At 49.7% G+C, this 25402-nt stretch carries 17 protein-coding genes; 12 read left to right on the forward strand and 5 right to left on the reverse strand.

What is annotated here, in order from left to right:
- Position 1 precedes the first annotated feature (1 nt).
- The 7 genes from C5S61_RS05465 to C5S61_RS05495 all read left to right on the forward strand — a co-directional run bounded on the left by C5S61_RS05465 (position 2) and on the right by C5S61_RS05495 (position 11039).
- Positions 2-1507 (forward strand): O-antigen ligase family protein, encoded by a 1506-nt coding sequence (locus C5S61_RS05465; RefSeq protein ID WP_164689244.1) that lies wholly within the window; start codon positions 2-4, stop codon positions 1505-1507.
- A complete protein-coding gene (locus tag C5S61_RS05470) occupies positions 1491-2957 on the forward strand; it encodes a lipopolysaccharide biosynthesis protein (RefSeq protein ID WP_164689245.1) in 1467 nt (488 codons plus the stop codon). The genes C5S61_RS05465 and C5S61_RS05470 overlap by 17 nt, the downstream gene beginning before the upstream one ends.
- Position 2958: 1 nt before the next feature.
- A complete protein-coding gene (locus C5S61_RS05475; RefSeq protein WP_110514074.1) occupies positions 2959-4095 on the forward strand; it encodes a glycosyltransferase in 1137 nt (378 codons plus the stop codon).
- Positions 4092-5231 (forward strand): glycosyltransferase family 4 protein, encoded by a 1140-nt coding sequence (locus C5S61_RS05480; RefSeq protein ID WP_164689246.1) that lies wholly within the window; start codon positions 4092-4094, stop codon positions 5229-5231. Before C5S61_RS05475 ends, C5S61_RS05480 begins: the two co-directional genes overlap by 4 nt.
- A gap of 318 nt (positions 5232-5549) precedes the next feature.
- On the forward strand, positions 5550-6737 hold the full coding sequence (locus tag C5S61_RS05485) for a glycosyltransferase family 2 protein (RefSeq protein ID WP_110514076.1): 1188 nt from the start codon (positions 5550-5552) through the stop codon (positions 6735-6737).
- Positions 6738-6774: 37 nt separating this feature from the next.
- Positions 6775-8661 carry an asparagine synthase (glutamine-hydrolyzing) gene (asnB, locus tag C5S61_RS05490; RefSeq protein ID WP_110514077.1) on the forward strand — a complete coding sequence of 629 codons (1887 nt, stop codon included), beginning with the start codon at positions 6775-6777 and terminating at the stop codon, positions 8659-8661.
- A 68-nt stretch (positions 8662-8729) separates the two neighbouring features.
- A complete protein-coding gene (locus C5S61_RS05495; protein WP_110514078.1) occupies positions 8730-11039 on the forward strand; it encodes a cellulose biosynthesis cyclic di-GMP-binding regulatory protein BcsB in 2310 nt (769 codons plus the stop codon).
- A gap of 344 nt (positions 11040-11383) precedes the next feature.
- Here the strand turns inward: C5S61_RS05495 and C5S61_RS05500 are convergent, their stop codons facing one another.
- On the reverse strand, positions 11384-13057 hold the full coding sequence (locus C5S61_RS05500) for a hypothetical protein (protein WP_110514079.1): 1674 nt from the start codon (positions 13055-13057) through the stop codon (positions 11384-11386).
- Positions 13058-13595: 538 nt separating this feature from the next.
- Positions 13596-15071, reverse strand: a complete 1476-nt coding sequence (locus C5S61_RS05505; RefSeq protein ID WP_110514080.1) for a ComEC/Rec2 family competence protein — start codon at positions 15069-15071, stop codon at positions 13596-13598.
- Between the two features lie 503 nt (positions 15072-15574).
- Between C5S61_RS05505 and C5S61_RS05510 the strand changes: the two genes are divergently transcribed.
- The 3 genes from C5S61_RS05510 to C5S61_RS05520 all read left to right on the forward strand — a co-directional run bounded on the left by C5S61_RS05510 (position 15575) and on the right by C5S61_RS05520 (position 18795).
- The gene (locus C5S61_RS05510) at positions 15575-17173 is read left to right on the forward strand and encodes a M4 family metallopeptidase (RefSeq protein WP_110514081.1); all 1599 of its coding nucleotides are present in this window, start codon (positions 15575-15577) and stop codon (positions 17171-17173) included.
- Between the two features lie 187 nt (positions 17174-17360).
- On the forward strand, positions 17361-18200 hold the full coding sequence (locus C5S61_RS05515) for a DNA/RNA non-specific endonuclease (RefSeq protein ID WP_205701366.1): 840 nt from the start codon (positions 17361-17363) through the stop codon (positions 18198-18200).
- A 208-nt stretch (positions 18201-18408) separates the two neighbouring features.
- Positions 18409-18795, forward strand: a complete 387-nt coding sequence (locus tag C5S61_RS05520; protein ID WP_110514083.1) for a hypothetical protein — start codon at positions 18409-18411, stop codon at positions 18793-18795.
- 105 nt (positions 18796-18900) lie between these two features.
- Here the strand turns inward: C5S61_RS05520 and C5S61_RS05525 are convergent, their stop codons facing one another.
- The 3 genes from C5S61_RS05525 to C5S61_RS05535 form a co-directional block, all read right to left on the reverse strand.
- On the reverse strand, positions 18901-19848 hold the full coding sequence (locus C5S61_RS05525) for a TolB family protein (RefSeq protein WP_110514084.1): 948 nt from the start codon (positions 19846-19848) through the stop codon (positions 18901-18903).
- 176 nt (positions 19849-20024) lie between these two features.
- Positions 20025-20972, reverse strand: a complete 948-nt coding sequence (locus tag C5S61_RS05530) for a TolB family protein (protein ID WP_164689247.1) — start codon at positions 20970-20972, stop codon at positions 20025-20027.
- 56 nt (positions 20973-21028) lie between these two features.
- On the reverse strand, positions 21029-22591 hold the full coding sequence (locus tag C5S61_RS05535; RefSeq protein ID WP_110514086.1) for a WXG100 family type VII secretion target: 1563 nt from the start codon (positions 22589-22591) through the stop codon (positions 21029-21031).
- Between the two features lie 463 nt (positions 22592-23054).
- Between C5S61_RS05535 and C5S61_RS05540 the strand changes: the two genes are divergently transcribed.
- Positions 23055-24389, forward strand: coding sequence for an ABC transporter substrate-binding protein (locus C5S61_RS05540; protein WP_164689248.1), 1335 nt, complete (start codon positions 23055-23057; stop codon positions 24387-24389).
- 114 nt (positions 24390-24503) lie between these two features.
- Positions 24504-25400, forward strand: coding sequence for a carbohydrate ABC transporter permease (locus C5S61_RS05545; RefSeq protein ID WP_110514088.1), 897 nt, complete (start codon positions 24504-24506; stop codon positions 25398-25400).
- The last annotated feature ends 2 nt before the right edge of the window (positions 25401-25402 follow it).

Below are 25402 nucleotides of genomic sequence, written 5' to 3' on the forward strand. Positions count from 1 at the left end.
TATGCTGGTCAACACACCACAAGAAGAGCCAAGCAGCCAACCAGATTTTTTTACCAGCAAATGGATGAATGTCATCTTTGCATGTTTGGCGGTCGCTGGTGGAGCTGGGGTTGCTGCCGCCTTGGCAGTCTTCGATAACCCATTGAAATTGGTGCTGCTGTTTGGCGGGGCCGCCGCCGCAATGGTCACGATGCGCAACAGCGAATGGGGCTTGTTGGCGCTCGTTTTTATGAGCTACACCCGTTTTTCCGATGTGATGGTGCGCAACGGTGCGCCATCGACGGCCCAACCGTTTTTGGCGCTGCTCTTTTTAATTATTTTCATGCGCTGGATGCTCTACAACCAAAAGCCCGAACCATGGCTCAAGCCCGCCGTCTGGATTTTTATCTACGGCATGGTCGGGGTGGCCACATTTTTGTATGCAGATGATGTGGTGCGGGTCAAAAACGGTGTCGTGAGCTACTTCAAAGATGCAATCATCGTGGTTGTGGTGGTGATGATGATGCGTTCGCCCAAGATGCTGCATCGTTCGATGTGGGCGCTCTTGTTTGCGGGCATTTTCATGGCTTCAATCACCACTTGGCAGCAATTAACTGGCACCTTTGATAACGATTATTTGGGCTTTGCCAAGGCTGGCAAAATGCAAATCGTCTCTGGCGTTGAGGATGATTACCGGATTGCTGGGCCAATCGGCGACCCCAATTTCTATTCGCAAGTGTTGCTCACACTGATTCCGCTGGGTATGGATCGCTTGTGGAATGAGAAGAATAAGAAATTACGCTGGTTTGCAATTTGGCAGTTGAGCGTCTGTATGGCCTCAATTTTCTTCTCTTTCAGCCGTGGCGCATTTCTCTCGTTGGCGTTTGCTAGCTTGCTGATGTTTATTCGGCGGCCACCAAAGCTGATGTCGGTGATTATTATTGTGGCCTTGGCCATTGTAATTATCCCAACCTTGCCAGCTTCGTATATTGCGCGGCTCGAAACAATTCCCGAGGCAATTCCTGGCTTAGCCCAAGAAGATGTGCGCAACGAAGCTTCGTTCCGCGGGCGTTCGAGCGCTCAGCAAGCAGGCATTCGCATGTTCTTGGCCAATCCGGTTTTTGGCTTGGGCGTGGGCAATTTTGGCAATCACTACCAAGAATATGCCCGCGATTTAGGCCTCGATAACAGTCGCTGGGACCAAGCGCCGCACAATATGTACCTCGAAATTTTGACCGAAAAAGGCTTGTTTGGGCTTTCGGTCTTTGCGGCCATGATGTGGGTGCTGTTCCGCGATATGAACAAGGCGCGCAAGAAGTTCCGCGAAATTAATATGGGCGATTTTGATGGCTTGATCTTTGGTTTTCAGGCGGGCTTGGTAGGCTATATGATTGCGGGGATTTTCCTGCAACTCTCCTATCCACGCTTCTTTTGGATTCTGATTGCCATCGCCTATGCAATTCCCAACGTCGCCAACAAAGCTTATGATGACTATCGCGAGGCGCTACCAAATGGCGAAACAGCCTGAGACGATTGTACAGAGCGCTGCTCGCAATACGTTATGGTCGTATGCCGCCACCTATGGCGGCAAAATCCTGATCTTTATTACCACGGTAATTCTGGCCTATTTTGTTACCAAAGCTGAATATGGCTTGGTTGGTATGGGCCTGACGGTCATCGCCTTTTTAGAGGTGATGCAAGATCTTGGGATTGGCTCGGCGGTAATTTATCAAGCTGACGAGGATGCAGCTAATACGGCGTTTTGGCTTGGTTGTGGCATTGCACTAACCCTTTTTAGCGTCACATGGCTGGCCGCGCCGATTGTTGCAACCTATTTTTTACAAAACAACCCTGATGTGATTCCGATTATTCGCGCGTTGGGCTTGAGCTTCCCGCTGTTTGCCTTGCGCAATATCCACGATGCCTTGTTGCGCAAACGCATGCAATTCAAAAAGCGCTTTATCCCCGATCTGATTCAAGTCAGCACCAAAGGCGCGATTTCGATTGGCTGCGCATTGGCAGGCATGGGCGCGTGGAGTTTGGTTTGGGGCCAGTTGGGCGGCTCGGCCTGTGGTGTCATCGCCTATTGGATGGTCAACCCATGGCGGCCTAGCTTGAAGCTTGATCGCGCGGTTATCAAGCCGCTTTTGGGCTTTGGCAGCAATATTGTGGCGGTGAATGGCTTGGCAGTGATGCTCGCCCAAACCGATTATTTGCTGGTTGGGCGCTACCTTGGCGATGAAAAGTTAGGCGTGTATACCAACGGGTTTCGCTTTCCCGATTTGATGGTGATGCAAATTTGTATTGCCTTGGCGAATGTGTTGTATCCCTTGTATAGCCGCTTGCGCGATGATCCGGCGGGCTTGCAACAGGGCTTTTTTATTGCTTCGCGCTATGTGGCCTTGGTGACTGTGCCACTTTCGTTGGGCATCGCGATCGCGGCTGAGCCGTTTGTGCTGACCTTGCTGAGCGTGAAGTGGGTTGAAACCGTGCCGATTATGCGCACGATTGCCATTTATACGCTGTTTCTTTCGCTGGGCTACAATGTTGGCGATGTGTACAAAGCGCAAAATCGCACCAGCATTTTGACCAAGCTTTCGATTGTGCGTTTGGTAGTGTTAGTACCAGCCTTGTGGTTTGCCGCCGCCCAATTCAAATCGTTGCAAGCGGTCGGCATCACCCATGCGTTGGTGGCATTTTTGGGCAGCACGCTCAACTTAGTGGTCGCGGCTAAAGTGCTCAACATGCCAATTCGGCGCATTTTGAGCGCCTTCCAACCAGCCTTTCTTGCTGGCGCGGTGATGAGTATTTGTTTGATTTTGACCCTGCTGGCTTTGCAAAACACGCCGTCGTGGTTGCAACTTTTGGTAGCGGTCGTGGTTGGCATCGGCTCGTATGCTGGAACTTTATGGTTTGGCCAGCGCGAAGTCTTGACCCAAGCAGGCCAAACCTTGCGTGGTGCGGTGGCACGGAGATAATATGCACGTTGTTCAGGTCATCGATTCGCTCTATCGTGGTGGAGCGCAACAATTGCTGGTTACCTTCGCCATCGAAGCTCAGCGCCGTGGGATCAAAACCAGCGTTGTGTGCCTCAAGGATGAAGATCGCGGCAGCAACTTGGTTGAACGGCTGAATAGTTTGGGCGTTGAAGTCGTGCGCTTTGCCGCGCCCAAAATGCTGGCTCCCAAGCGCATCTGGCAACTCACGCGCTGGTTACGGCGCAATCGCGTGAGCGTCGTCCACACCCACTTGACCTACGGCAATGTGGTAGGCATTTTGGCCGCGCGCTTGGCCAATATTCCGGTGGTAGCAACCATGCACTTGGCAGGCTTCGACCCTTCGATTGCCAACCGCCAGCAGCAATTTGAGGCCCAAATTGTGCGCTTTTTGGCCCAACAAATTATTGCGGTTGGCTATACGACCAACGAAGCCTACCAGCCAATTATGCCAAATCGCACCTTGCATGTAGTGCATAATGCGGTGGTTGCAGTGCCAGAAATTAGCGCTGAGCAACGCCACGCCACGCGCGAGGCAATTTTGGGCGATCCAGCTTTGACCATGTTGATCAACGTTGGGCGCTTTGCTGCGATCAAAGATTTGCCAACTCTCATCGATGCTTTTGCCTTAGTGCATCCTGAACATCCCCAAGCGCGCTTGGTTTTGGCTGGCGAAGGCGATCAGCGGCCCAAAATCGAGGCCAAGATTGACGAACACCAATTGCATGCAGTCGTCAATTTGCTCGGCGCACGCGATGATATTCCCGTCTTGTTGCGCAGTGCCGATGTCTTTGTCAGTTCATCGGCCAACGAAGGCTTGCCGATAGCGGTGCTCGAAGCAATGGCCGCTGGCTTGCCGATTGTCGCGACCAAGGTTGGCGATATTCCGCAGGTGGTGCGCGAACAAGCAGGGGTGACGGTTGCGCCACACGATCATCAAGCACTAGCAGCGGCCATCAATCAACTGTTGAGCGAGCCAAGCCACATGCAGCAAATGCAACAGGCCGCACAAATGATTATCGAGCAGTATCACAGCCCAAGCGCATGGGTCGATCAATTATTAACGTTGTATACCGCCGCCCACGAGGGCGGCGACCAGCGCGAGGCAGTTTCAGCATGAACGACACGTTACACGTAGCGATGATCATCCAAGGTTATTTTCCGCGGATTGGCGGCGCTGAACGCCAACTTGCGGCCTTGGCTCCTTTTTTGGCTGCCGAAGGCGTGGCAATCAGCGTGCTGACGCGGCGTTATGCTGGCTTCAAGCCTTTTGAGATGATTGACAATGTGCCAGTGCATCGCTTGCCGATTCCAGGGCCAGTGCCAACTGCGGCCTTAGTTTTCACGGCGGCGGCAATTCCCTTGCTCTGGCGCTTGAAACCCAATTTGGTCCATGCACACGAGATGTTTTCGCCAGCAACGACGGCGATTGCGGCCAAACAAGCCTTGGGTTTGCCCTACGCCGTGACCGCGCATCGTTCGGGGCCGCTTGGCGATGTGCTGCGGATGCAACAACGCCCGTTTGGCAAAGGTCGGCTGGAGCGGATCACCAAAACCGCCGATGCCTTCTTTACCATCAGCCGCGAAATCGATCACGAATTTGATCAGATTTTGGGCATCGAAGCAGAACGGCGACATTATGTGCCCAACGGCGTTGATCCTGAGAAATATCATCCAATCAGCACCGAAGCCAAAATTGCGCTGCGCCGCGAACTAAATTTGCCCAGCGAAGGCCCAATCACGCTCTATGCTGGGCGGCTCTCCGAGGAAAAACGGGTGCGCTATTTGGTCGAGGCTTGGCCAGCAGTTCGCGCCAAGCATCCCGATGCAAGCTTGTTGATTTTGGGGCAAGGGCCAGAGGAAGCAGCGCTCAAAGCCAAAAGCAGCGCTGGCGTGATTTTTGGCGGCGCGGTGCATAATGTGCCACCCTATTTGCAAGCAGCCGATGTGTTTGTGCTACCATCAATTGCCGAGGGCTTTTCGGTGGCGATGCTCGAAGCTATGGCCAGCGAATTGGCAGTTATCATCACCGATGTCGGCGGCGCACGCGATGCAATCAACGATGGCCAGAACGGCTTGATCATTCCACCAGACGACCAGCCAGCGCTCGAACAAGCCTTGTTGGCAGTTTTGGGCAATGCAGCGGCGCGTCAACGTATGGGTCAAACAGCCCGTCAACGAGTGCAGCAAGAATTTGCCTTGAGCGTTATCGCCAAGCGCTTGCGCAGTTTGTATGAAGGCGTAGCGAAAGGATAAAGGATGAGGGTAGAAGGATGAAATATAAGAACATAGAACAGAGAGCATAGAGCAAATCAAAAGGCAAAAGTCAGAAGTCAAAAGGGATCAGGATTCAGGATCTAGGGGTCGGTGGGCAGGGAGCAACGTTTCTTTAACGCAGCGGCACAGAGCGACCGAAGGATGAGGTATGAAGGATGAAATGCGCTCGGTATTGGGCCAGCAGAACAATAATCCCAATAATCTGTGCTCATCTGTGGCTAAAAACAAGAATTTCGCGTTCTTCGTGGTTCCAACCTTCGTGCACTTCGCGGATCAATAGCGATTAAGGAATATTCAATGATTGCGGCGTTATTTTGGCTGTTTGCAGGCAGCGTCATCTACACATATGCAGGGTATCCGGCGCTCTTGACGTTGTTGGCGCGCTTTCGACGTGAACGCGGGCCGTATCCGCATGCCGAGCCAGCAGTTACCTTGCTGATTGCGGCCTACAACGAAGAGGCCGAAATTGCCCGCAAAATTGAAAACTCGCTGGCGCTGGATTATCCGCGTGAGCAATTGCAAATTTTGATTATCGCTGATGGATCGAGCGACCGCACGCCCGAAATTGTACAGCAATACGCCGACCAAGGCGTGGAATTGCTCTACGAAGCGCCTCGACGCGGCAAAATGGCGGCGATCAATCGGGCAATTCCGTTTGTGCGCGGCGAAATTATTGTCTTTTCCGATGCCAATAATCGCTATGATGCCAATGTGATTCGCGAATTGGTTGCGCCATTTGCCGATGCAGATGTTGGCGCTGTTTCCGGCGCAAAAGTGATTGAAAAAGGCGACGGCGCGTTGGGCGAATCCGAAGGGCTGTATTGGCGCTACGAATCGTTTGTTAAAAAGCAAGAGAGCAAATTGGCTGGCTGTACTGCGGTTGCTGGCGAAGTGCTGGCCGTACGCAGCGATTTGTTCGAATCGCCGCCAGACGAAATTATCAACGACGATACCCATATGGGCATGCGGATCATCGCCCGTGGCTTTCGGATTCACTATGCGCCACAGGCCCGCTCGCACGAACGAGTTTCGCAATCGGCCCAAGATGAAATTGCGCGCCGCGCGCGGATTTTTGCTGGGCGCTATCAAGCAATTACCTATGCCCGCAGCTTGTGGCCCTTCCGCCGCCCGCTGGCCTTGTGGCAATTGCTCTCACACCAAACCCTGCGCACCTTGGTGGCGGTGAATATGGTCGGGGCTTTGGTGATGAACATTGTGGCGGTGCTATGGCCAAGTAAGGCAAAATCGCATAAACTACTACGTCTGGCAGCGCCATTCAATTGGCTGTTGCTGGCGTTTCAAATTTTGTTCTACACCATGGCTTGGCTCGGTGGCCGAGTTGACTCAAATAGTAAACTAGGCAAGGTGGTTTACGTGCCAACCTTCCTAGTCAATAGCAATTGGGCTGGCTTGATTGGCCTGTATCGCTTTGTCCGACGACGACAAACCACGCTATGGCAGCGAGTGGGGCGGCGCACGAACTAACTTCGACTGGTGTTTGCGCATAAACTGAGGTGATCCTATGTGTGGTATTTGTGGCATTGTCTATTTTGATCGCAGTCGTACAGCAGAGCGGCCTTTGCTCGAAGCGCTGTGCGAAAACATCCATCATCGCGGGCCAGATCAAAATGGCTTTTATCTCAATGGCCCAGTTGGGCTTGGCTCAGTGCGGCTGTCGATTATCGACGTTGCTGGCGGCAAAATGCCAATCGCTAACGAAGATGGTTCAATTTGGATCGTCTATAACGGCGAGGTGTACAACTTTCCTGAGTTGCGCCCACGCCTAGAAAAAGCTGGCCATAAATTCGAAACCCACTCCGACACAGAAACGATCGTGCATTTGTACGAAGAAATTGGCGATGAATTTCCCAAACATCTCAACGGCATGTTTGCCTGCGCAATTTGGGATGAACGTCGCCAGCGCTTGGTCATTGCCCGTGATCACGTTGGCATCAAACCAGTGTATTACGCCAATTTAGGCGATCGCTTGGTCTTTGGCTCGGAAATCAAGGCCATGCTCGATACGGGCATCAGCCGCGAAATCGACCCAATTGGCTTGCACGATTATCTTTCGTTGAATTATGTGCCCGGCCCAAATACCATTTTCAAAGCGATCAAAAAGCTTCAGCCAGGCCATATGTTGACCTACGAAGCCGCAACCAACGCCGTGGAAATCAAGCAATATTGGGATATTCCACGCGTCGTTTCGCCCCACTTCAAGATTACCAACGATGTTGAAACCGACTTGCTGAATCTGTTGCGCACGGTCGTGCAAGATCAACTGGTTAGCGATGTGCCGTTGGGCGCGTTTCTCAGCGGCGGGGTCGATTCAAGTTTGGTGGTGGCCTTGATGAGCGAAGTCACCAGCCAGCCAGTTAAAACCTTCTCGGTGGGCTTTGCCGAAAAATCCTATGACGAATCGCCCTATGCGCGGATTGTGGCCGAACGCTTCAACACCGATCACCACGAAATCGTCATGAATCCTGATGCGCAGGCCACAGTCGATGCCATGGTCAAATATTTTGACGAGCCATTCGCCGATTCCTCGGCGGTGGCGGTGTATGCGGTCAGCGAATTGGCCAGCCAGCATGTCAAAGTGGCGCTCAGTGGCGATGGTGGCGACGAGGTATTTGGCGGGTATGCCACCTATCAAGCAGACAAAATCGCCGCGCTGTATCGGCGTTTGCCGCAAGCAATTGGCAGCGGTTTAGTGCCAAACGTCGTCAATCGGCTGCCGACATCCGATGGCAAAGTGAGCTTCGATTTCAAAGCCAAGCGCTTTGTGCAGGGCGGGATGCTCGCTCCGTTGCCAGCCCACGCGGCGTGGAAAGCCTTTATGAGCGAATCGATGAAAGAGCAGCTGTATGCAGGCTCATCGATTTTGACCAAGCAACGCCCAACCGTCGATTTGTTGCAAAGCTATTACGATGCCTACGCACCCAACGATGTGCTCAATCGCCTACTATATGTCGATTCCAAAGTGCAGTTGGCCGACGATATGTTGGTAAAGGTCGATCGCATGAGCATGGCCCATTCGCTGGAAGTGCGCGTGCCGTTGCTCGATACGCGGTTGGTCGAATGGATGGCAAAATTGCCAAGCCACACCAAAATCAATGGCATGAAGCTCAAATATTTGCTCAAACGCGTGGCCGCCAAAGTGCTGCCAGCAGAAATTTTGCAACGCCGCAAAGCTGGGTTTAGCGTGCCAATTCCCCAATGGCTCAAAACCGACCTGCGGCCATTGGTCAACCAAAAACTGTCGGTTGAAGCCTTGACCGAACAAGGTTTTTTCAACCCGCAATATATTGCAACAATGCTCAGTGATCACTGGGCTGGGCGGCACGATTACAGTCGCCAAATCTGGAACCTACTTATGTTCAGCATGTGGTACGAACGCTACGGCAAATAATCACGTGCCACCAACATTGCCAGCGTAACTTGGTGTGACGCTGGCCTATTGTCTCGCAAGGAGTTCGCATGGTTCGTTTAGTGCGCGTTTTTCTGCTTTTTTCCGTGGCGCTGGGTCTTTTTGCCAGCTTGCCAATGGTTTCACAGGCTGCTCGCACCAGCCTTAATCCCATTTCTGCCAAAACGACGGCAGCCCCGCTTAACCAAGCAACGGTTACGCCGGTGGTTACCGATGGCGATACTGTGACGTTTGCGCAGCTTGGCGCGCGCGAAGATTCGATGGAAGGGCCGTTCAATGCCCGCTATATCAACGTGCGCTTGCCCAGCACATGGCAATTAGAGCCAGGCGCAGCAATCACGCTTGATTTCGAAACCTTCGTTTCTGGCAGCTCAGTCAGCAGCGACGAAAATGTGCAGTTTTTTGCTGGCTCAATGGATGTGCAATTCAACAACGTGCAGCTCGAACGGATTTTCTTAGATCGTTCAGGCCCGCGCTCAGTTACCATCCCAATTTCGCAAACTGCCTATACCTCAACCCGCGTCGATGGCGCGCACACCTTGGGCATTTTGCTCGATGCTGGCCTCAATTGTGGCAACGATAGCCAAACCAGCGTGATCATTCGCGCCACATCATCGCTCAAGTTGCCCCACAGCTTGGGCACACTTTCGACCGATGTCAAGCAATTGCCGCGACCAATCTTCCAAGATTCGCCGCTTGAGCCAGATGTAGCCACGATCGTTGTGCCCAGCAATGCCAGCGCCGCCGAGCTTGAAGCAGGCTTGATTGTTGCCGCCAAAGTTGGCAGCATTACGTCAAGCAGAATTCAAGTGCCGTTGATTGCCGAGAGCGTACTTTCGCCAACGCTGCGCAGCGAATCACACCTCATTTTCGTTGGCCAAGCAGCCAACTTCGAAAACTTGGATGCTGTTGATTTTGCCGAAGGCAGCGGAGCCGAAGCCTTTAATCTCAGCGAAGCCCAAACCGCCGATGGCATTATTCAAATGGCCACCTCGCCATGGAATCAACAACGGGTTGTGTTGGCGCTCAGCGGCAACGACGACGAGGGCGTGATCAAAGCTGCCAAGGCATTTAGCACTGGCAACGTTCGCGCCAGCAACGATCCATCGATCGCCGTGGTTGCCAATGTCAACTCGCCAGAGGTTTTGACCAAAACCCTGAACTTACAAATTACCGATGTGCCAAGCACTGGCTTGACCGTCGAACGCACCTTCCGCAGTCTTGGCTTTGAAACCGCCTCGGAGTTTGGAATCGGCGGGCATACCTTTGAACTGAATGTTGATATGCCAAGCGGCTACGAAATGAGCAACGATGGCTATATCGAAGTGCATTTTGCCCACTCGGCCTTGCTCGATTATTCAGTCTCGGCGATGATGGTGCGAGTCAACGATCGGCCAGCAGGCTCGATTCGCTTCGATGATACGACCTCGCAAAATGGCGTTGGCCGCGTGCCAATTCCGCGTGGCAACTTGAATGTTGGCCGCAACCGAATCACCATTAGCGCCAACTTAATTCCCAATACGCCATGTGTTGATCCCAATTTGGCAGGCATTTGGTACACGCTGCGCGCTGATTCAATGATTGGAATTCCAGTGCGCGCTACTCGTGGGCGCTCGATCGTATTGCGCAATTTGGCCACCTTCTTGGAGCCACTCACGATCAGCAATACTTTGAAGAATGTCGCCTTTGTTGTGCCAAGCGACGATCCAACTAGTTGGACAGTTGCCGGCCAACTAGCTACAGCTTTGGGCGATAGTATCGACCCAGCGTTTGTCGAATTGCGCGCAGTCAACCCCGAACAGGTTGCTAGCGTGCAGGCTAATCACGATTTGGTCTTGGTTGGTCAAGCACCAGCGCATGCCATTTTGCAAGATCCAGCCTTGCAGCCAATTATTCCTGCGCCATTTGCCCAAGGCAGCAAGCACCCAACCCTTGGCAATAGTCGGGTGGTCTATCGGATTCCGCCCGAATTGAGCCTTGGCTATTTGGAGTTTATGCGGTCGCCATGGAACGAGCAGCGCAGCATTTTGGCGGTGCTTGGCAGCACTGACCAAGGCGTGCAATGGTCGGGCAATGCCTTGACAACCTCGCGCTTGCGTACGCGGCTCAATGGCAGCTTGGCAATCGTCAACGATCAGCAAATTAGCGTCGAAGATCCTACGGTCACAGGCGATACAGCAGGCATCGCCAACGATGCGCTCGGCGAAAACCAAGATGATCCGATTTATCGCGAAGTTACACCACCTGAAAAACCCCAATGGATTTTATATGCCATCGCTGGGCTGTTGGTGTTGATGGTGATTATTTCAGTCATCGTGATCATTCAAGCAGCGCGCAATCGCAAGCAACGCCGAATCTAAAATGGGGATCGGTTGTTGGGGGTCGGGGATCGGATTATCCTCGGCCCCTGCGTTTTTTAGATTGATCCATGAAGAGCACGAAGGACACGAAGCCTGGGAACCGCGAAGAACGCGAAGAGCGCAAAGGTTAAGTTTTTTCTCCACAGATTGCCACCGATTCTTCCGATAGCCCCATAGCCATGCTTTTTCTGCGCCTCTGCGTTAAATTTTTCGCCACGAAGCATGAGAACCACGAAGGATGCGAAGAGTGCGAAGGTTAAGTTTTTTTCGCCATAGATTGGAACAAGATTGATATGAATTAGGCTTGATTCATAAATCTCTTTAAATAATCAGATATATGAAAGCTATTCGGATTCTTTTCTTTTGACTATTTTTCCTGATATATGGTCAATAACACATGATTCTTTTGTATGCATAAATCTATCATGTTCAGCAGTAAATGATATATCAAATGATTCCAAGATCTGTCTTTTTTTACCATTTAGTGTTGGATGCTCTATCGCATATTCCATAAGTTTTTCACCCCAAGCTTCGCCTTTGCCTACCCTGAATTGATTAGAAATACTTAATGCCTTATCGAAAAACTCCTTCGCATTTGTTGAATCAGATACTATTTCTATCAATGAATTTTTCATATCAAGGTCATTATGCAGTTCAGGAACCATACTCCATAGCACTTCAGCAAGTTCGATAATATTAAAATTTGCAACCTCAAAGTCGGGTTTAGAAACAAAGAAAAAACCTAAAAATAGCTCATCTTTAGCAGCATTACTCACAACTCGCAAGTTATCACTTCTATCACCATCAAGAGAAATAAAACTAAAGATTCTTGAATCCATATCTTGCTCTAGTGACTCTCTGAATGCTAGTGAGTTTTTTTCAATAAACCTACCTCCGAGATTTCGAATTTCTATATCTGAGATATCATAAATATTAACAAGTTTTTTAAGAGCTGCGTACTCTGTTTTACCCTCAACATACCAACGAAGTCTAACTCCGTAATCAAGCCTTGCTTGCTTTAAATATTCACTTATAACTTTTCTATTATTATCAAATAAACGGCCTGATCCATATCTTGTAATCTTTACTTCTTTAGAATATGGTCCATATCTTGCATCATCTTCTTCTAATAATTCTATATTATATATATCTTCTCCTCCCCTTCGAATAATTTCTGCCATATTCCTAATACATAAGGCTCCACCTAATTTGTCTAAAGTTTTCAATCTTAATGCATCGTTACCCGACAAGCGAATAATATTATGAATTTTTACATTAGAATCAATACTTTCTACCTTTACACATATTTGTTGATGAAGCTGTTGTAGTTCTTCTAGGTTGATTCTTTCATAAGTTACCTTAGCCTCATCCCAATGATTTTGAACTTCTCTATGAAATTGATTATAACTGTATCTTACTGAATAAGAACTTGTTCTAAAAATTTTATGAAATGCAAAAGGTTCTGCAACTATTGCTAGAGAGGCAATATTATTCCAACGATTAATGGTATAAAAGAAATCATCCTTATTAGTCCAATCAATAAATCTTGATATAAAATAATCTAATAATTTAGGATATGATTTAGATCCTAGCATCTGTATTGGTGCTATATTTAGCTTCATACTCTGTTCTAGATGATATAAAACATAATATCTAAATGGATGAAATAGAATTTCAATGTTTGAGGATATTTTTGGCAAATTTCTAATAGCACTAGTCCAATCTATATCAGATTTTTCTAGTACTCTACTATCAATATATATAAATTCATCATTCTCATTATTTACTAATTTCAGATTATATAAACTTAAATCTTGATTTGATCTTATTAAATCCGCCCTTATTAAACCAAGTTGCCATAATTTGGTTATATGATCATCCCAAAAAGAGACTGATCTGTCTTTTGAGAATTTTGCAATATCTGAAGGTTTCAAAAATCCCATTTGCCATATAAAAGTTCTTTTTGCAATGAGTCTACCTATATGTTCTATATTTAAGTCAAGAATAGTGTCATTCATCTTTTCACCTCAAAAAGCTAATTAATCGGATTGATCAATTTTATAAGGGACAACGTACAAGATACCTCAAATTTCTTTATAGCTAACACAAATTATGCCCATTCTAATACAAAAACTAAGAAAACAAAATCCTTATAATTGAATCATTTTATACATTTCTAGAATCTAGTCTAAATCTCTGCGCCCCTGCGTTTTTTAGATTGATCCACGAAGAGCACGAAGGTACATAAAGCATGGAAACCGCGAAGGACGCGAAGAGCGCGAAGGAGCGAGGAGTCAGGATTCAGGGACGAGGGGTCAGTTTTAAGTTAGCGCGCCCAATCAGCAATCCCGATTCCTGATCGCTAGCCCCTGACCCCTAAATCATCTCTGCGCCTCTGCGTTAAACATCTGATCCACGAAGCCTGGAAACCGCGAAGAACGCGAAGAGCGCAAAGAACAATTTTTAGCCACAGATTGGCACCGATTCTTCCGATAGCCTATAGCCAAAAGCCCACAGCCGAGAGGCTGATCCTTTTTTGACTTTTGATTTTTGATTTTAACTCCTATGTTCTATATTCTTTGCTCTCTGTTCTACATACAGCCATAGGCCAAAACTCAGGCCATAGGCCAGCAACAGCCAGATACTGCTAAATTGGGGGATTTCGACGGCGGCCCAAGGCAAATCGCCGAGCCATTCGGCAACCCGCACCACCCAGGTTAAGGCAGCCCAAGTAATTGGTAAGGCCAAGAAGGCTAACCAGCGCCCAAACAGACCCAAACAGGCCAATACCGCGCCGCTAGCCATAATTAAAGGCACAACAGGCACAATCAACACATTCGCCACTGGTGCAATCAACGAGAGATTGCCAAAGTGATACAAAATAATCGGCAAGGCCCAAACTTGAGCTGCTAACGTCGCGGTCAACGGCTCGATCATCCATTCGAGCCAGCGCCAACGCAACCACAAGCGCAATTTGGCCTCAATTGGCTTGCCCCACGCAAACAAACTAGCTGTCGCCAAGGCCGAAAGTTGAAACCCCAAATCCCACAAGGCCTGCGGATCAATCAAGGTCATCAGCCAGATTGCGGCGGCCAAGGCGGCCCAAGCATCGGCTTTGCGGCCAAGCGGCTGAGCCAGCGCCACAATCGCGCCCATCAAGGCAGCCCGCACCACCGCGCCACTCGCCCCAACAAAGGCCACATAGACCACAATTGCGCCAAGCGCCAAGCCAGTAGCATGGCGTTGATTGAGCTTGAGTGCCCTGCCCAAGCCCAAAAGTGAGGCCACCACAATCGTAATATTCCAGCCTGAGATCACCAGAATATGCGAAAGCCCTGTGCGATTGAAGGTTTCCCAAACTGGTTTGGGCACGCTGCTTTTGACCCCAAGCAACATGCCAACCAAAACCGCTGCTTGGGGTTGAGGCAGAGTTTGGTTGATGATTGTTTGCGTGCGATTTTTCAGCGTCAGCAAGCGTTGATACGGTGATTTAGCGGCAGGCAAAGCTTGTTCAAGCAGCGCAGGCTCAAGCATGGCATAGATCGAGCGGCGACGCAGATAGGCGGCGTAATCGAAGTTTGGGCTTGAGCTTGGCGTGATGATTGTGCCGCTCACCAGCAAGCGTTCGCCGTTGCTGCGTGGCGGCTCTGCTGGCAGGATTAGCATAATCTGGCCTGAGGTTGCGACCCGTTGCTGCTTGGCTTCGTAGGCCTGAACTTCAAGCACAATTCGTTGTTGCTGCGGAGTCCATTGCGGCTCGCCAACAATCACCCCTTCTAAACGAGTCGTCAAACCAATCTGTTGACGAATATCGTCAGAATTGACCAAATTTTGACTGAGCAACATTCGGCCTACCCCTAGCATAGTACCGGCATATATTGCTATCAGCATAATTCGCCATGATTTGCGGATATAGAAAATAATTAAAATAATTGATAGTGACGCAATAAAATATAGATACCACGCTAGTTGAATCCTATCAGTTAACCACAGCCCTATAGCCCATCCGAGCGTAAAACAGCAAAATCGCATATGCAAACCTCCAAATAATGCTGTTTTTTTAGAGCCGCAAACTACTAAAAATCCCCCATGTCACTATTGTCACTGGATGGTGGTGAAAAATAGTAAAATTGTTTTTATCCCTTTGGAGTGGCCTAAAAATAGTTAAAAATTAGTTGAAACAACGTATCAACAATCTTGCATATTGAAATAGGGCGTGGTATTGTTCTCCTGCGCAAATAGTACTATTCAAGCAACCCAAGATTCAGACCCTTCGATAAGCGCCATGAGCATTGATAATGCTCCAGCTTTGGCCAACTGAGATTTCTAGCATGTAATCGCCCGATTGCATCAGAGAAATCTGTGCCAGACCTGTCGCGGCTCTGCAATTTCGTGCTTGGCAGCCAATAACGCTCGTTAGCGGTATGCCAACTGTATGACTATTTTCGTCAGTTTTGAGTGTTGTTATGTTACAACGTTGGCTGATGAACTGGTTATTCTCGAAATCCCTACAATTGCGGAGGTTATAATTCTTTATGGTTCGCAAACGTTTAATCACTCTTGCTGCCTTGTTCGGTTTAGTTGGGGCTGTTTTTGGTTCGGTTGCCAGTACTGGCGCTCAAGATTATGGCAACGTTCGCGGTCAATTGATCCGTAGCTATCGTGAAGCCGAAGCCAAAGGCGTACGCCCAGATTGGGTAACCGCCGTAGTTGATACGAGTTTGAATCACTTCTCAGCCAAAGGTGCCAACAGCAGTAACTTGCAACTGCGTGGCGTTGATCAAGATGATTTGGGCACGAACGTACGCCTCGATCAAACCTACGCTGGCTTGCCAGTTTTTGGTGGCCAAGTGATTGCACACCTCGATACCAAGGGCAATGTAACGCAAGAAAGTGGCGAACTCTTCGCGGTTGAAGGGATTGATCCAACTGCTAAATTAAGCTCAGCAGAAGCAATCAAAATTGCTCAAAGCCAAGTTAAATATGATTTCGGCGCTACCCGATCTGGTGGCGTAGAAACCAGCAGCGAACTCAAAATTCTGCCTCGCGAAGGCAAAGATTCAGTGATCGTCTTCCAAGTGAGCTTACACATTGAAGATGGTAGCGCCGCAACCGCCCACCACGAGTTCTTCATCAATGCCCAAACCGGCGAAACCGAGTTGTATTACAACGATATGGATGGCGTTAACGCTACTGGCACAGGCAAGAGCTTGTACAGCGGCAATGTCTCAATTACCACCGATTTGGTGAGTGGAGTCTACAATCTGCGCGATAACTCACGCGGCGGCATGTACACCACCAACATGAACAATCGCACCACTGGCGGCAGCGTCTTCACTGATGCTGATAACATTTGGGGCACAAACACCACTGCTAGCGTCCAAAGCGCAGGCGTTGATGCTCACTATGGCGCACAACTGACCTGGGACTATTATCTGAATAGCTTTGGCCGGCGCGGCATCGATGGCAATGGCTTCCGCGTATTGAGCCGCGTCCACTATGGCAATCGCTACAACAACGCCTTCTGGAATGGCTCAAGCATGACCTATGGCGATGGCGATGGTAGCACCTTCCGCCCATTGGTTTCGCTCGACGTTGCAGGCCACGAAATTACCCACGGTTTGACCGAAAAAACCGCTGGTCTGATTTATAGCAATGAGTCGGGTGCTTCCAACGAATCGTTCTCGGATATTTTCGGCACGATGGTGGAATATAGCAGCGGCACTGGCGATTATCTGATCGGCGAAGACATCTATACCCCAGCTACCGCTGGCGATGCCTTGCGCAATATGTCGAACCCAGCAGCCGAGGGCGACCCCGACCACTACAGCAAGCGCTACACTGGCACTGGCGATAATGGCGGCGTGCACATCAATAGCGGGATTCAAAACCAAGTCTTCTATCTCTTGGCCCAAGGTGGCACCAACCGCACCTCAGGCCAAGCAGTCACCGGCATTGGCCGACCAAAAGCAGCTGCGATCTTCTATCGCGCCTTGACGGTCTACTTGACCCCAAGCTCAAACTTCAAGGCCGTGCGCACCGCGACCCTCAACGCTGCCCGCGACCTCTATGGTGCAAGCAGCGCTGAATACAACGCAACCGCCCAAGCATGGACGGCCTGTGGCGTTCAATAAGCGCTAATCCAATCTCGTTTCCAAGCACACGCTCCATCAGGGGCGTGTGTTTTTTTAGCAATCAAGCGGCTGTAGCAAGCCAATTTCCACGATTGAGCCAGAGCCTTTAGAATTCAAATAATCGCCAACTCGCCCAATTGTGCTACACTGCCTAGCAGGAACCATTCTGTTTGCTATGAGGAACTGTATGCGCCGTTTTTGGATTGCGATCATCACATTAATGCTGCTGCTGAGTGGCTGCGAGGCTCAGCAATTTTTGGCTACGCCAAAGCCAACCAAGCCCAATAGCTCAAATCAACCGCAAGCTGATGTTAATCACATGGCGTTGGGCAATCCCAGTGGAGCGTTGCCCGAAACCAGCAGCAGCAACAACTATCTGATGCAGCGAGCGGAATATAGTTTGGCCTACAATCGCAAGCTCAACATTCTCAATTGGGTCAGTTGGCATTTGGATATTGCTGATTTGGGCAACACCGACCGCAGCCAATTCACCACCGACCCCGATTTACCCGAAGGCTGGTATCGCGTCAAACCCAGCGACTACACTAATAGCGGCTATGATCGTGGGCATATGTTGCCATCAGCCGATCGCACCGCCTCGGAAAGCATCAATCGTTCGGTCTTTTATATGACCAACATCGTGCCCCAAGCGCCAGACAACAACCAAGGCCCATGGAAAGAATTCGAAGATTATTGCCGTGATTTGGTGCGCGATGGCAAGCAATTGTATTTAATCGCTGGCCCCGAAGGCTCCGATGGCAGCATTGGCGATCCCAAAATTCGCGTGCCCAAGTATGTTTGGAAGATTGCGCTAGTGCTTGATGCCAACGCCCAAGTGAGCGATATCAACGCCAACACCGAGGTTATTGCACTACGCATGCCCAACCGCGATGGCATTCGCGATAAAGATTGGCGCGAGTATATCGTTTCGGTCGCCACCATCGAGGAAAAAACTGGCTATACCTTTTTTACCAATGTGAGCGCTGAACTGCAAGCGAGCTTGAAGCAAAAAGTTGCCACCCCGTAGAGTTGATTTCCTCACCACCGATCCCCTCGTTCATGGATGTGCGCGAGGGGATTTCTCCACAGCCCAAGCATCCGCAAAATTAAGGTAGTCAGCAAATATGCTTCGTTGCAGCGCTATTGCTGCATTCCTGCAATGATGTTGCAACTCCAGCCAAGAGGCTCCAGCTATACTCTCCCTATCGTTTGATTATTCAATCTAGGGGGATTCAATGCTGTTTCATTCCAACATCTTCATGCGTTGGCTGATTGCCCTCGTAGTGCTGATCAGCATTAGCGCTTGTGGCGAGCCAGCCAAACCACAATTAGCGGTAACTTCTATGGGATCAGGATTTTTAGTCGTCGATGCTGATACACAAGCACCAATTACCAATGCAAAGCTTTATATTGACCCATTGGAAACAGATATCGATGACATTCACGTCATGGTAAACAAAGGAGAGTCAGTTTCCCATGCACGGGTCTATCGCCAGCCATTCTTCTCAAGTAGCGATAATAAAGGCTTCGTTGCGTCTACAATCAAAATGGGGACCAACTTTATCCTCATAACTGCGCCAGGTTATGAACCACGAGAAATACTTATTATGGCTGATCCCTAAATAATCCAAGCTACGGATCAAACGTGAACATGAAATGAATTGCGGGCAAGCTCTTACGCACAACAGAACAAGGGCTTGCCTGCAACTCTTCAGCAATCGATGCTCTTAGCGGGCAAGCGGCGGTACGGCCAAGCGAATCACATAATCGTTGCCGTCAACGCCCGTATCCGCAGGGTCATACCAAATCACCGCAAGCTCGCTACCATCCGGCGACCAGACGGGCCATTGATAGCGTCCCTCTGGGGTCAATTGCAAGCGATCGCCGGTCTGCGAATCGACCAACCACACAATATCGCGACTGCCATTGAAACGCGCCACAATCACCAACCAGCGCCCATTCGGCGACCATTGGAGGCCAGCAACTCCATAGGCATCGGCAAGGATCATGCGTCGATTGCCGCCATCGGCATCCATCAGGTACAAGTTGGCTGGTTTGGTCAACGCTCCAGGCACCGAGCCACTGCCAACGCTTGGCTTGCCAAAAAAGGCAATCGTTGCGCCATCAGGCGACCATGCAAAATATTGCGCCACCGCCACCCCCAGATCGAGCGGCTGCAAGCCAGCAGCGGCAGTCCACCAATAATACTGTGAGCCGAGATATTGCCTATCGGTGATCAACGCCCGATCGAGCGTGGGCGACCACACCACCGCACTATGCATCATCACATCACGCGGTAATGAGGCGGGCAGCAGCGTGGTTAATTGCTCGGTCATCGGATCAAATTGGACATATTGATTGGTATCTTTGAGCGGGCCATTCAGCTCGAACATATCGGTACTATACCGCAAGCCAAGTTTTCCGTTAGGCAAGCGCTGGGGATAATAGTGAAACGTAACATCAGCATCGGTTGCATCGGGAATCGCAACAGGATCGCCTATTTCCAGGTTATCGGTCAGCCAAAAAAAACGATGGCCTGAACTTGCTGTCGCAACATCAGCCTGAACGATTAACCCTTGGTCAAGCCAAGCTAAGTTGTTATATTTGCCAGATTGCACCGTGGGAATGGTTAATGGCTGTGGTGTGGCGGGCAGAATTTTGGTACTTGGTTTCACGGTAGCACATCCCTTTATCAGTCCTAATACTATCAAGAGCATTACAAAGCGCTGTTTCATTTGGCAATCCTTCAACCTCATCCTGGAATCTACCGCAGCCTGAACCCGCTTCAATCCGATGATTTACCCTTGCGCTACTCCACTCCTTATTGTTTATTCTTCAGCAGTCGATGCTCTTAGCGGGCAAGCGGCGGCACCGCCAAGAGAATCACATAATCGTTGCCTTCAACGCCCGTATCCGCAGGGTCATACCAAATCACCGCAAGCTCGCTACCATCCGGCGACCAGACGGGCCATTGATAGCGTCCCTCTGGGGTCAATTGCAAGCGATCGCCAGTCTGCGAATCGACCAACCACACAATATCGCGACTGCCATTGAAGCGCGCCACAATCACCAACCAGCGCCCATTCGGCGACCATTGGAGGCCAGCAACTCCATAGGCATCGGCAAGGATCATGCGTCGATTGCCGCCATCGGCATCCATCAGGTACAAGTTGGCTGGTTTGGTCAACGCTCCAGGCACCGAGCCACTGCCAACGCTTGGCTTGCCAAAAAAGGCAATCGTTGTCCCATCGGGCGACCATGCAAAATATTGGGCCACCGCCACCCCCAGATCGAGCGGCTGCAAGCCAGTAGCGGCAGTCCACCAATAAAAATGCGATTCGAGATATTCCCCATCGGTGATCAACGCCCGATCGAGTGTGGGCGACCACACCACGTCACTATTTTTCATGACTTCACGCGGCAATGAGGCTGGCAGCAGCGTGGTTAATTGTTCGGTCGTCGGGTCAAATTGGACATATTGATTGGTATCTTTGGGAGGTCCATTTAGCTCGAACATATCGGTACTATACCGCAAGCCAAGTTTTCCGTTAGGCAAGCGCTGGGGATAATAGTGAAATGTAACATCAGCATCAGTTGCATCGGGAATCGCAACAGGATCGCCTATTTCCAGGTTATCGGTCAGCCAAAAAAAACGATGGGCCGAACTTGCTGTCGCAACATCAGCCTGAACGATTAACCCTTGGTCAAGCCAAACTAAGTTGTTATATTTGCCAGATTGCACCGCAGGAATGGTTAATGGCTGTGGTGTGGCGGGCAGAATTTTGGTACTTGGTTTCACGGTAGCACATCCCTTTATCAGTCCTAATACTATCAAGAGCATCGCAAAGCGCTGTTTCATTTGGCAATACTTCCATCACTGAGGGTATACGAGCCATCAGGATTAAATTTCGTCCCATCGAGCCGAATCCGCGAACCATCAGCCTTGGTCACAAAGCCATCAGTGCCAATAATCGTGCCATCTATGAGCTGCGCGTCACCATTAGGCTGAATAATCGTCCCATTATCCATGGTTAATACTCCTGAAGGATCAACGTTAACTCCCGGCAGCGAAGGAATCATCCCCATATCGAGAACTTTACCCATGTAGTAGGTTGGACCATGAGTCATTTGAATCGTGTTATGAATGATCACGGGCTGGGTTAGGGCCAATTCTGGCGTACGAAAGGGAGTAAAGCGAGGGTTCGTATAGATGTCAGTTCCAACAGTCGTACGCGGGTCGAAAAACCAGCTACCTGCGTCATCAGGCACAACATAATCGGCAACAACTGCGCCAGCCACACCACCAAATTTCATTAACCCTAAATCGAGACTTTCTTTGATCGGAAAATAACCAGGAGCAAAGATGTTCACAAAAGAATCAATCTGTTGGGTAAAATAGCCAGTAGCTGGATTAGCTGTGGCTTTAGAGCCAACCGTAGCCCCAACTACCTCGGTATAACGATTAACAAAATCGTTGCCACCATTCTCCATACGAGCAATAAAGCGATACCAATTACCATAGGCCACAAATTGCGGAATCAGATCGCCTTCATCGGTGCCAGCAGGCGGAACCCCAGCCCAACCATTGGCAACCCGCGAGCCATAATTAACCCCGCGTTGCTCGGCCATTGCCCAAAGCGGCAATAGTTCAGGATCACTCTTACGAGCAGCCTTGCCAGCGAAAAATTGTTGCCAAGCCACAGCCGCCCCATCACAATCATTAAAGCCAGCAGGTATTGGTAATTTTTTCATGCTTAATTCATGCAGCCGATAGCCATTTTGAATTGCTTCGAGCACCCCAGCATCGGCAACTGATGACCAAGAACCAGGCTGCATATTGCGCATATCATGTGATTCATCAAAAAAGGCAATAATATCTTGAATATTATGAAACCAATTTGGTGTGCGAGCATGGGCCTCTAGCGCCTCGACCCAGCGAATCCGCTCCTCAGCAGTCAGCATCTCAAATTCAGCAAGGCTTAAATCAAAGCGAATCAACTTACCGCTAGCATCAAAGACTGGGCCACCAGGCAGCTTTGTAGGCCCTTTTTTCGGTGGCCATGGCCATGCAGCTACTGTTACTGCTCCAGCTGGATTTTGCGCTTGAAGATCGCCAAAACTATCATTAAACAGGGCTGCCGCTTCTTCTTCGGCAGTGCGCATGAGCGTGCGAATCTGAAGCGTAACTTGCTCGGCAACCATTAAAACGTTATGGCAACGGTTAATTGCAGGGTTAACTGATGTTTCAAATTCATGAAAAAACCTGTTTGCAGCATCACCATTCCAATTGGGTTGTAATTGGCCGACCATGCGTTGAAGTTGCTGCCGCAGCGTTGCAAGCGTTGAAGCATTGTGCTTAAAGCGCTGGGCAATCGCTAAAAGCTGATCATACTCAACTTGAACAAAAGGAGCATTCATACCTTCTCCAATCAATTGATGGGTTTAGATTGTGGATGGCTCTCTCAGGCAGCAGTGTGAGCAACTACGATTACTCATCCTTCAGGCTAAAAGTATAGTCAAAATACCATTAAAATGCTTCACCTTCATGGGTGAATATTGATGATCAAATAGCGATAAAACCGCTTATACGAAACGCTATTTACCTAGCACTTCTTTACGTATATTACTAGCGTACCAAATACTGCTTCCTCAGCAGAATCATCCCCAAAGCTAGGCCAATTAGGCCAATGGAAACGCTCCCACGGATTAGGCATAATATGCTATGATAGAGGTAGCGTGATATGCTTATCCGTTGAATTTTCCACTCTTGGTTAATCATCCAAAGGAGGCCGAGCAGACGTAATATCCATGCTGGAGAACGCTCCTATCGATAGTCGGATGGTATGGTGATATGTGCAATGTAGCGCAAGGAGATCCGCTGATGGTTCGCCGAAATATGCATCTTTCGCTGATTAGTTTATTGGTCTTGACCCTGATTTTGGCTGCCTGTGGCAGCGATAGCACCGCAACAACCACCAGTGGCAACACTGGCTCGACCAACCCTGCAGATGTCAAAGGCGAAATTACGGTTTGGGCTTGGAACGTGGCTGCCAAAAGCCTCGAAGCTACCGTACCTTCGTTCAACCAAAAATATCCCAACGTCAAAGTTACGATCCAAGACCTTGGGCGCACAGATGTCTATGATCGGCTGACGACCGGCATGCAAGCTGGCGGCGCTGGCTTACCCGATGTCGTCGCAATCGAATCCGACCGCATGGATGTTTACACTGCAACCTTCCCCGAAGGCTTGGCCGACTTAACCAGCCGCGCTAGCAAATATGAAAAAGATTTCGACCCTTCAAAATGGGCGCAATCAAAAATCAACGATAAAATTCGCTCGATTCCCTGGGATTCAGGCCCAACTGGCTTGTGGTATCGCGTCGATATTTTCGAGCAAGCTGGCGTAGACCCCAAATCGATTGAAACATGGGCCGATTTGATCGCTGCTGGCGAAAAGATTTTAGCCGCCACCAATGGCAAAACCAAGCTCATTCCGGTTGATATTGTGGCCGATGACGCTGGCTTCCGCATGATGACCAATCAATTGGGTGTGTGCTGCTATTTCAACAGTGATGGCAAAATCAACCTCACCAACGAAAAATCAGTTCAAGCCCTGACCTTGCTCAAAGAAATCAACGATAAAGGCTTAGTTGCCAATATCAATGGTTGGGATGGCACAGTTGCCGCTACCAAAAATGGCGATGTTGCAACGGTTCCGTTTGGCGTATGGTATAGCGGCACGATCATCGACCAAGCACCTGATCTCTCGGGCAAATGGGATGTTATGTTGTTGCCAGCCTTCGAAAAAGGCGGCAATCGCGCTGCCAACCTTGGTGGCTCAACCTTGGCAATTCCTGCAGCAACCAAAAATGTCGATGCTGCATGGGCATTCGTTGAGCATGCACTGGCCACCAACGAAGGCCAAAATCTCATGATGGAAAAATTTGGCATTTGGCCAAGCTATCAGCCAGCTTATAGCGCCGATCTGTATAGCAAACCAGTTGCCTTCTTCAACAATCAACCAATTTGGAAGATGTTTGCTGATGAAATCAAAAACATTCCACCAGCAACCTACACCAAAGATTATGCCAAAGGTCAAGCGGTTTTGGCCTCAGCCCAATCCAAAGTCTTGAGCCAAGGCATGGACCCCAAACAAGCCCTGCAAGAGGCAGCAGACGAATTAGCCAACCAAACTGGCCGCGAAATCGCCCAGTAGGTTCATGCTCGCATTCCCAGCCCCTCTCTCGCCTGCGGGAGAGGGGAGTTTGGCTTAATGCTACGGGAATGCTGGTTACTCTCGCCAGTTAATGGTCATGCCTAGGAGGGTTCTATGGGGTCGCAGATGCTCACGCCAGCAGAGCGCCGCCACCAATGGCGACGGCGACTTACCCCGTACATGTTTTTGGTTCCAGCCTTGTTGGTGTTTGGCATCTTTATGCTCTATCCAATTGTTTCTTCGTTGCAATTGAGCTTCCAGAGCCAACTCAACCCCAACAGTGGCTTTAGCTTTGATAATTATCGCCGCTTATTGGGCGATAAGGTTTTTCGCAAAGCGCTGACCAATACGGTGTTTTTGTTGCTGTTTCAAGTGCCATTGCAACTTGGCTTGGCAATGGTTTTGGCGGTCATTCTCAATAATGCCGTTTTGAAGTTTCGCACTGTCTTTCGCTTAATTTATTTTCTGCCTGCCATTACCGCGCTCTTTGCAGTGGCCTTGATCTTTCGGCTGCTGCTGAACGATGAAAAAGGCTTGGTTAACTATGTGCTGAATGGATTGGGCATTCAATCGGTGCCTTGGCTCAGCAATGCATGGCCCGCCAAATTCTCGCTAATTACAGCAATTACATGGCGCTGGACAGGCTATAACATGGTGATTTATCTCGCCAGTTTGCAGAGCATTCCCGATGAATTGTACGAGGCTGCCGAGCTTGATGGCGCTGGGGCATGGGCCAAGTTTTGGGCCATTACCGTGCCAATGATGCGCCCAACAATTCTGTTGACAACGGTGCTTTCAACTATCGGTACGCTGCAAATTTTCGATGAGCCATATCTGCTGACCCGCAGCGGGCCATCCAACGAAACGCTGAGTATGGCAACCTTGCTCTATCGCACTGCATTCCAAAGCGCCGAAATTAATTATGCTTCGGCAATTGCGTATGTGATGGTGTTGATCATTGCAGCCTTTTCGCTGCTCCAATTTCGTATTGCTCAGCGCGGGGAGGACTAAGC

Origin of the sequence: Herpetosiphon llansteffanensis (assembly GCF_003205875.1) — a bacterium.
Lineage (GTDB): Bacteria > Chloroflexota > Chloroflexia > Chloroflexales > Herpetosiphonaceae > Herpetosiphon > Herpetosiphon llansteffanensis.

Coding starts and splice junctions, on each gene's coding strand:
- C5S61_RS05465 (WP_164689244.1), top strand. CDS start 2: ATGCTGGTCAACACACCACAAGAAGAGCCAAGCAGCCAACCAGATTTT.
- C5S61_RS05470 (WP_164689245.1), top strand. CDS start 1,491: ATGGCGAAACAGCCTGAGACGATTGTACAGAGCGCTGCTCGCAATACG.
- C5S61_RS05475 (WP_110514074.1), top strand. CDS start 2,959: ATGCACGTTGTTCAGGTCATCGATTCGCTCTATCGTGGTGGAGCGCAA.
- C5S61_RS05480 (WP_164689246.1), top strand. CDS start 4,092: ATGAACGACACGTTACACGTAGCGATGATCATCCAAGGTTATTTTCCG.
- C5S61_RS05485 (WP_110514076.1), top strand. CDS start 5,550: ATGATTGCGGCGTTATTTTGGCTGTTTGCAGGCAGCGTCATCTACACA.
- asnB (WP_110514077.1), top strand. CDS start 6,775: ATGTGTGGTATTTGTGGCATTGTCTATTTTGATCGCAGTCGTACAGCA.
- C5S61_RS05495 (WP_110514078.1), top strand. CDS start 8,730: ATGGTTCGTTTAGTGCGCGTTTTTCTGCTTTTTTCCGTGGCGCTGGGT.
- C5S61_RS05500 (WP_110514079.1), bottom strand. CDS start 13,057: ATGAATGACACTATTCTTGACTTAAATATAGAACATATAGGTAGACTC.
- C5S61_RS05505 (WP_110514080.1), bottom strand. CDS start 15,071: ATGCGATTTTGCTGTTTTACGCTCGGATGGGCTATAGGGCTGTGGTTA.
- C5S61_RS05510 (WP_110514081.1), top strand. CDS start 15,575: ATGGTTCGCAAACGTTTAATCACTCTTGCTGCCTTGTTCGGTTTAGTT.
- C5S61_RS05515 (WP_205701366.1), top strand. CDS start 17,361: ATGCGCCGTTTTTGGATTGCGATCATCACATTAATGCTGCTGCTGAGT.
- C5S61_RS05520 (WP_110514083.1), top strand. CDS start 18,409: ATGCTGTTTCATTCCAACATCTTCATGCGTTGGCTGATTGCCCTCGTA.
- C5S61_RS05535 (WP_110514086.1), bottom strand. CDS start 22,591: ATGAATGCTCCTTTTGTTCAAGTTGAGTATGATCAGCTTTTAGCGATT.
- C5S61_RS05540 (WP_164689248.1), top strand. CDS start 23,055: ATGGTTCGCCGAAATATGCATCTTTCGCTGATTAGTTTATTGGTCTTG.
- C5S61_RS05545 (WP_110514088.1), top strand. CDS start 24,504: ATGGGGTCGCAGATGCTCACGCCAGCAGAGCGCCGCCACCAATGGCGA.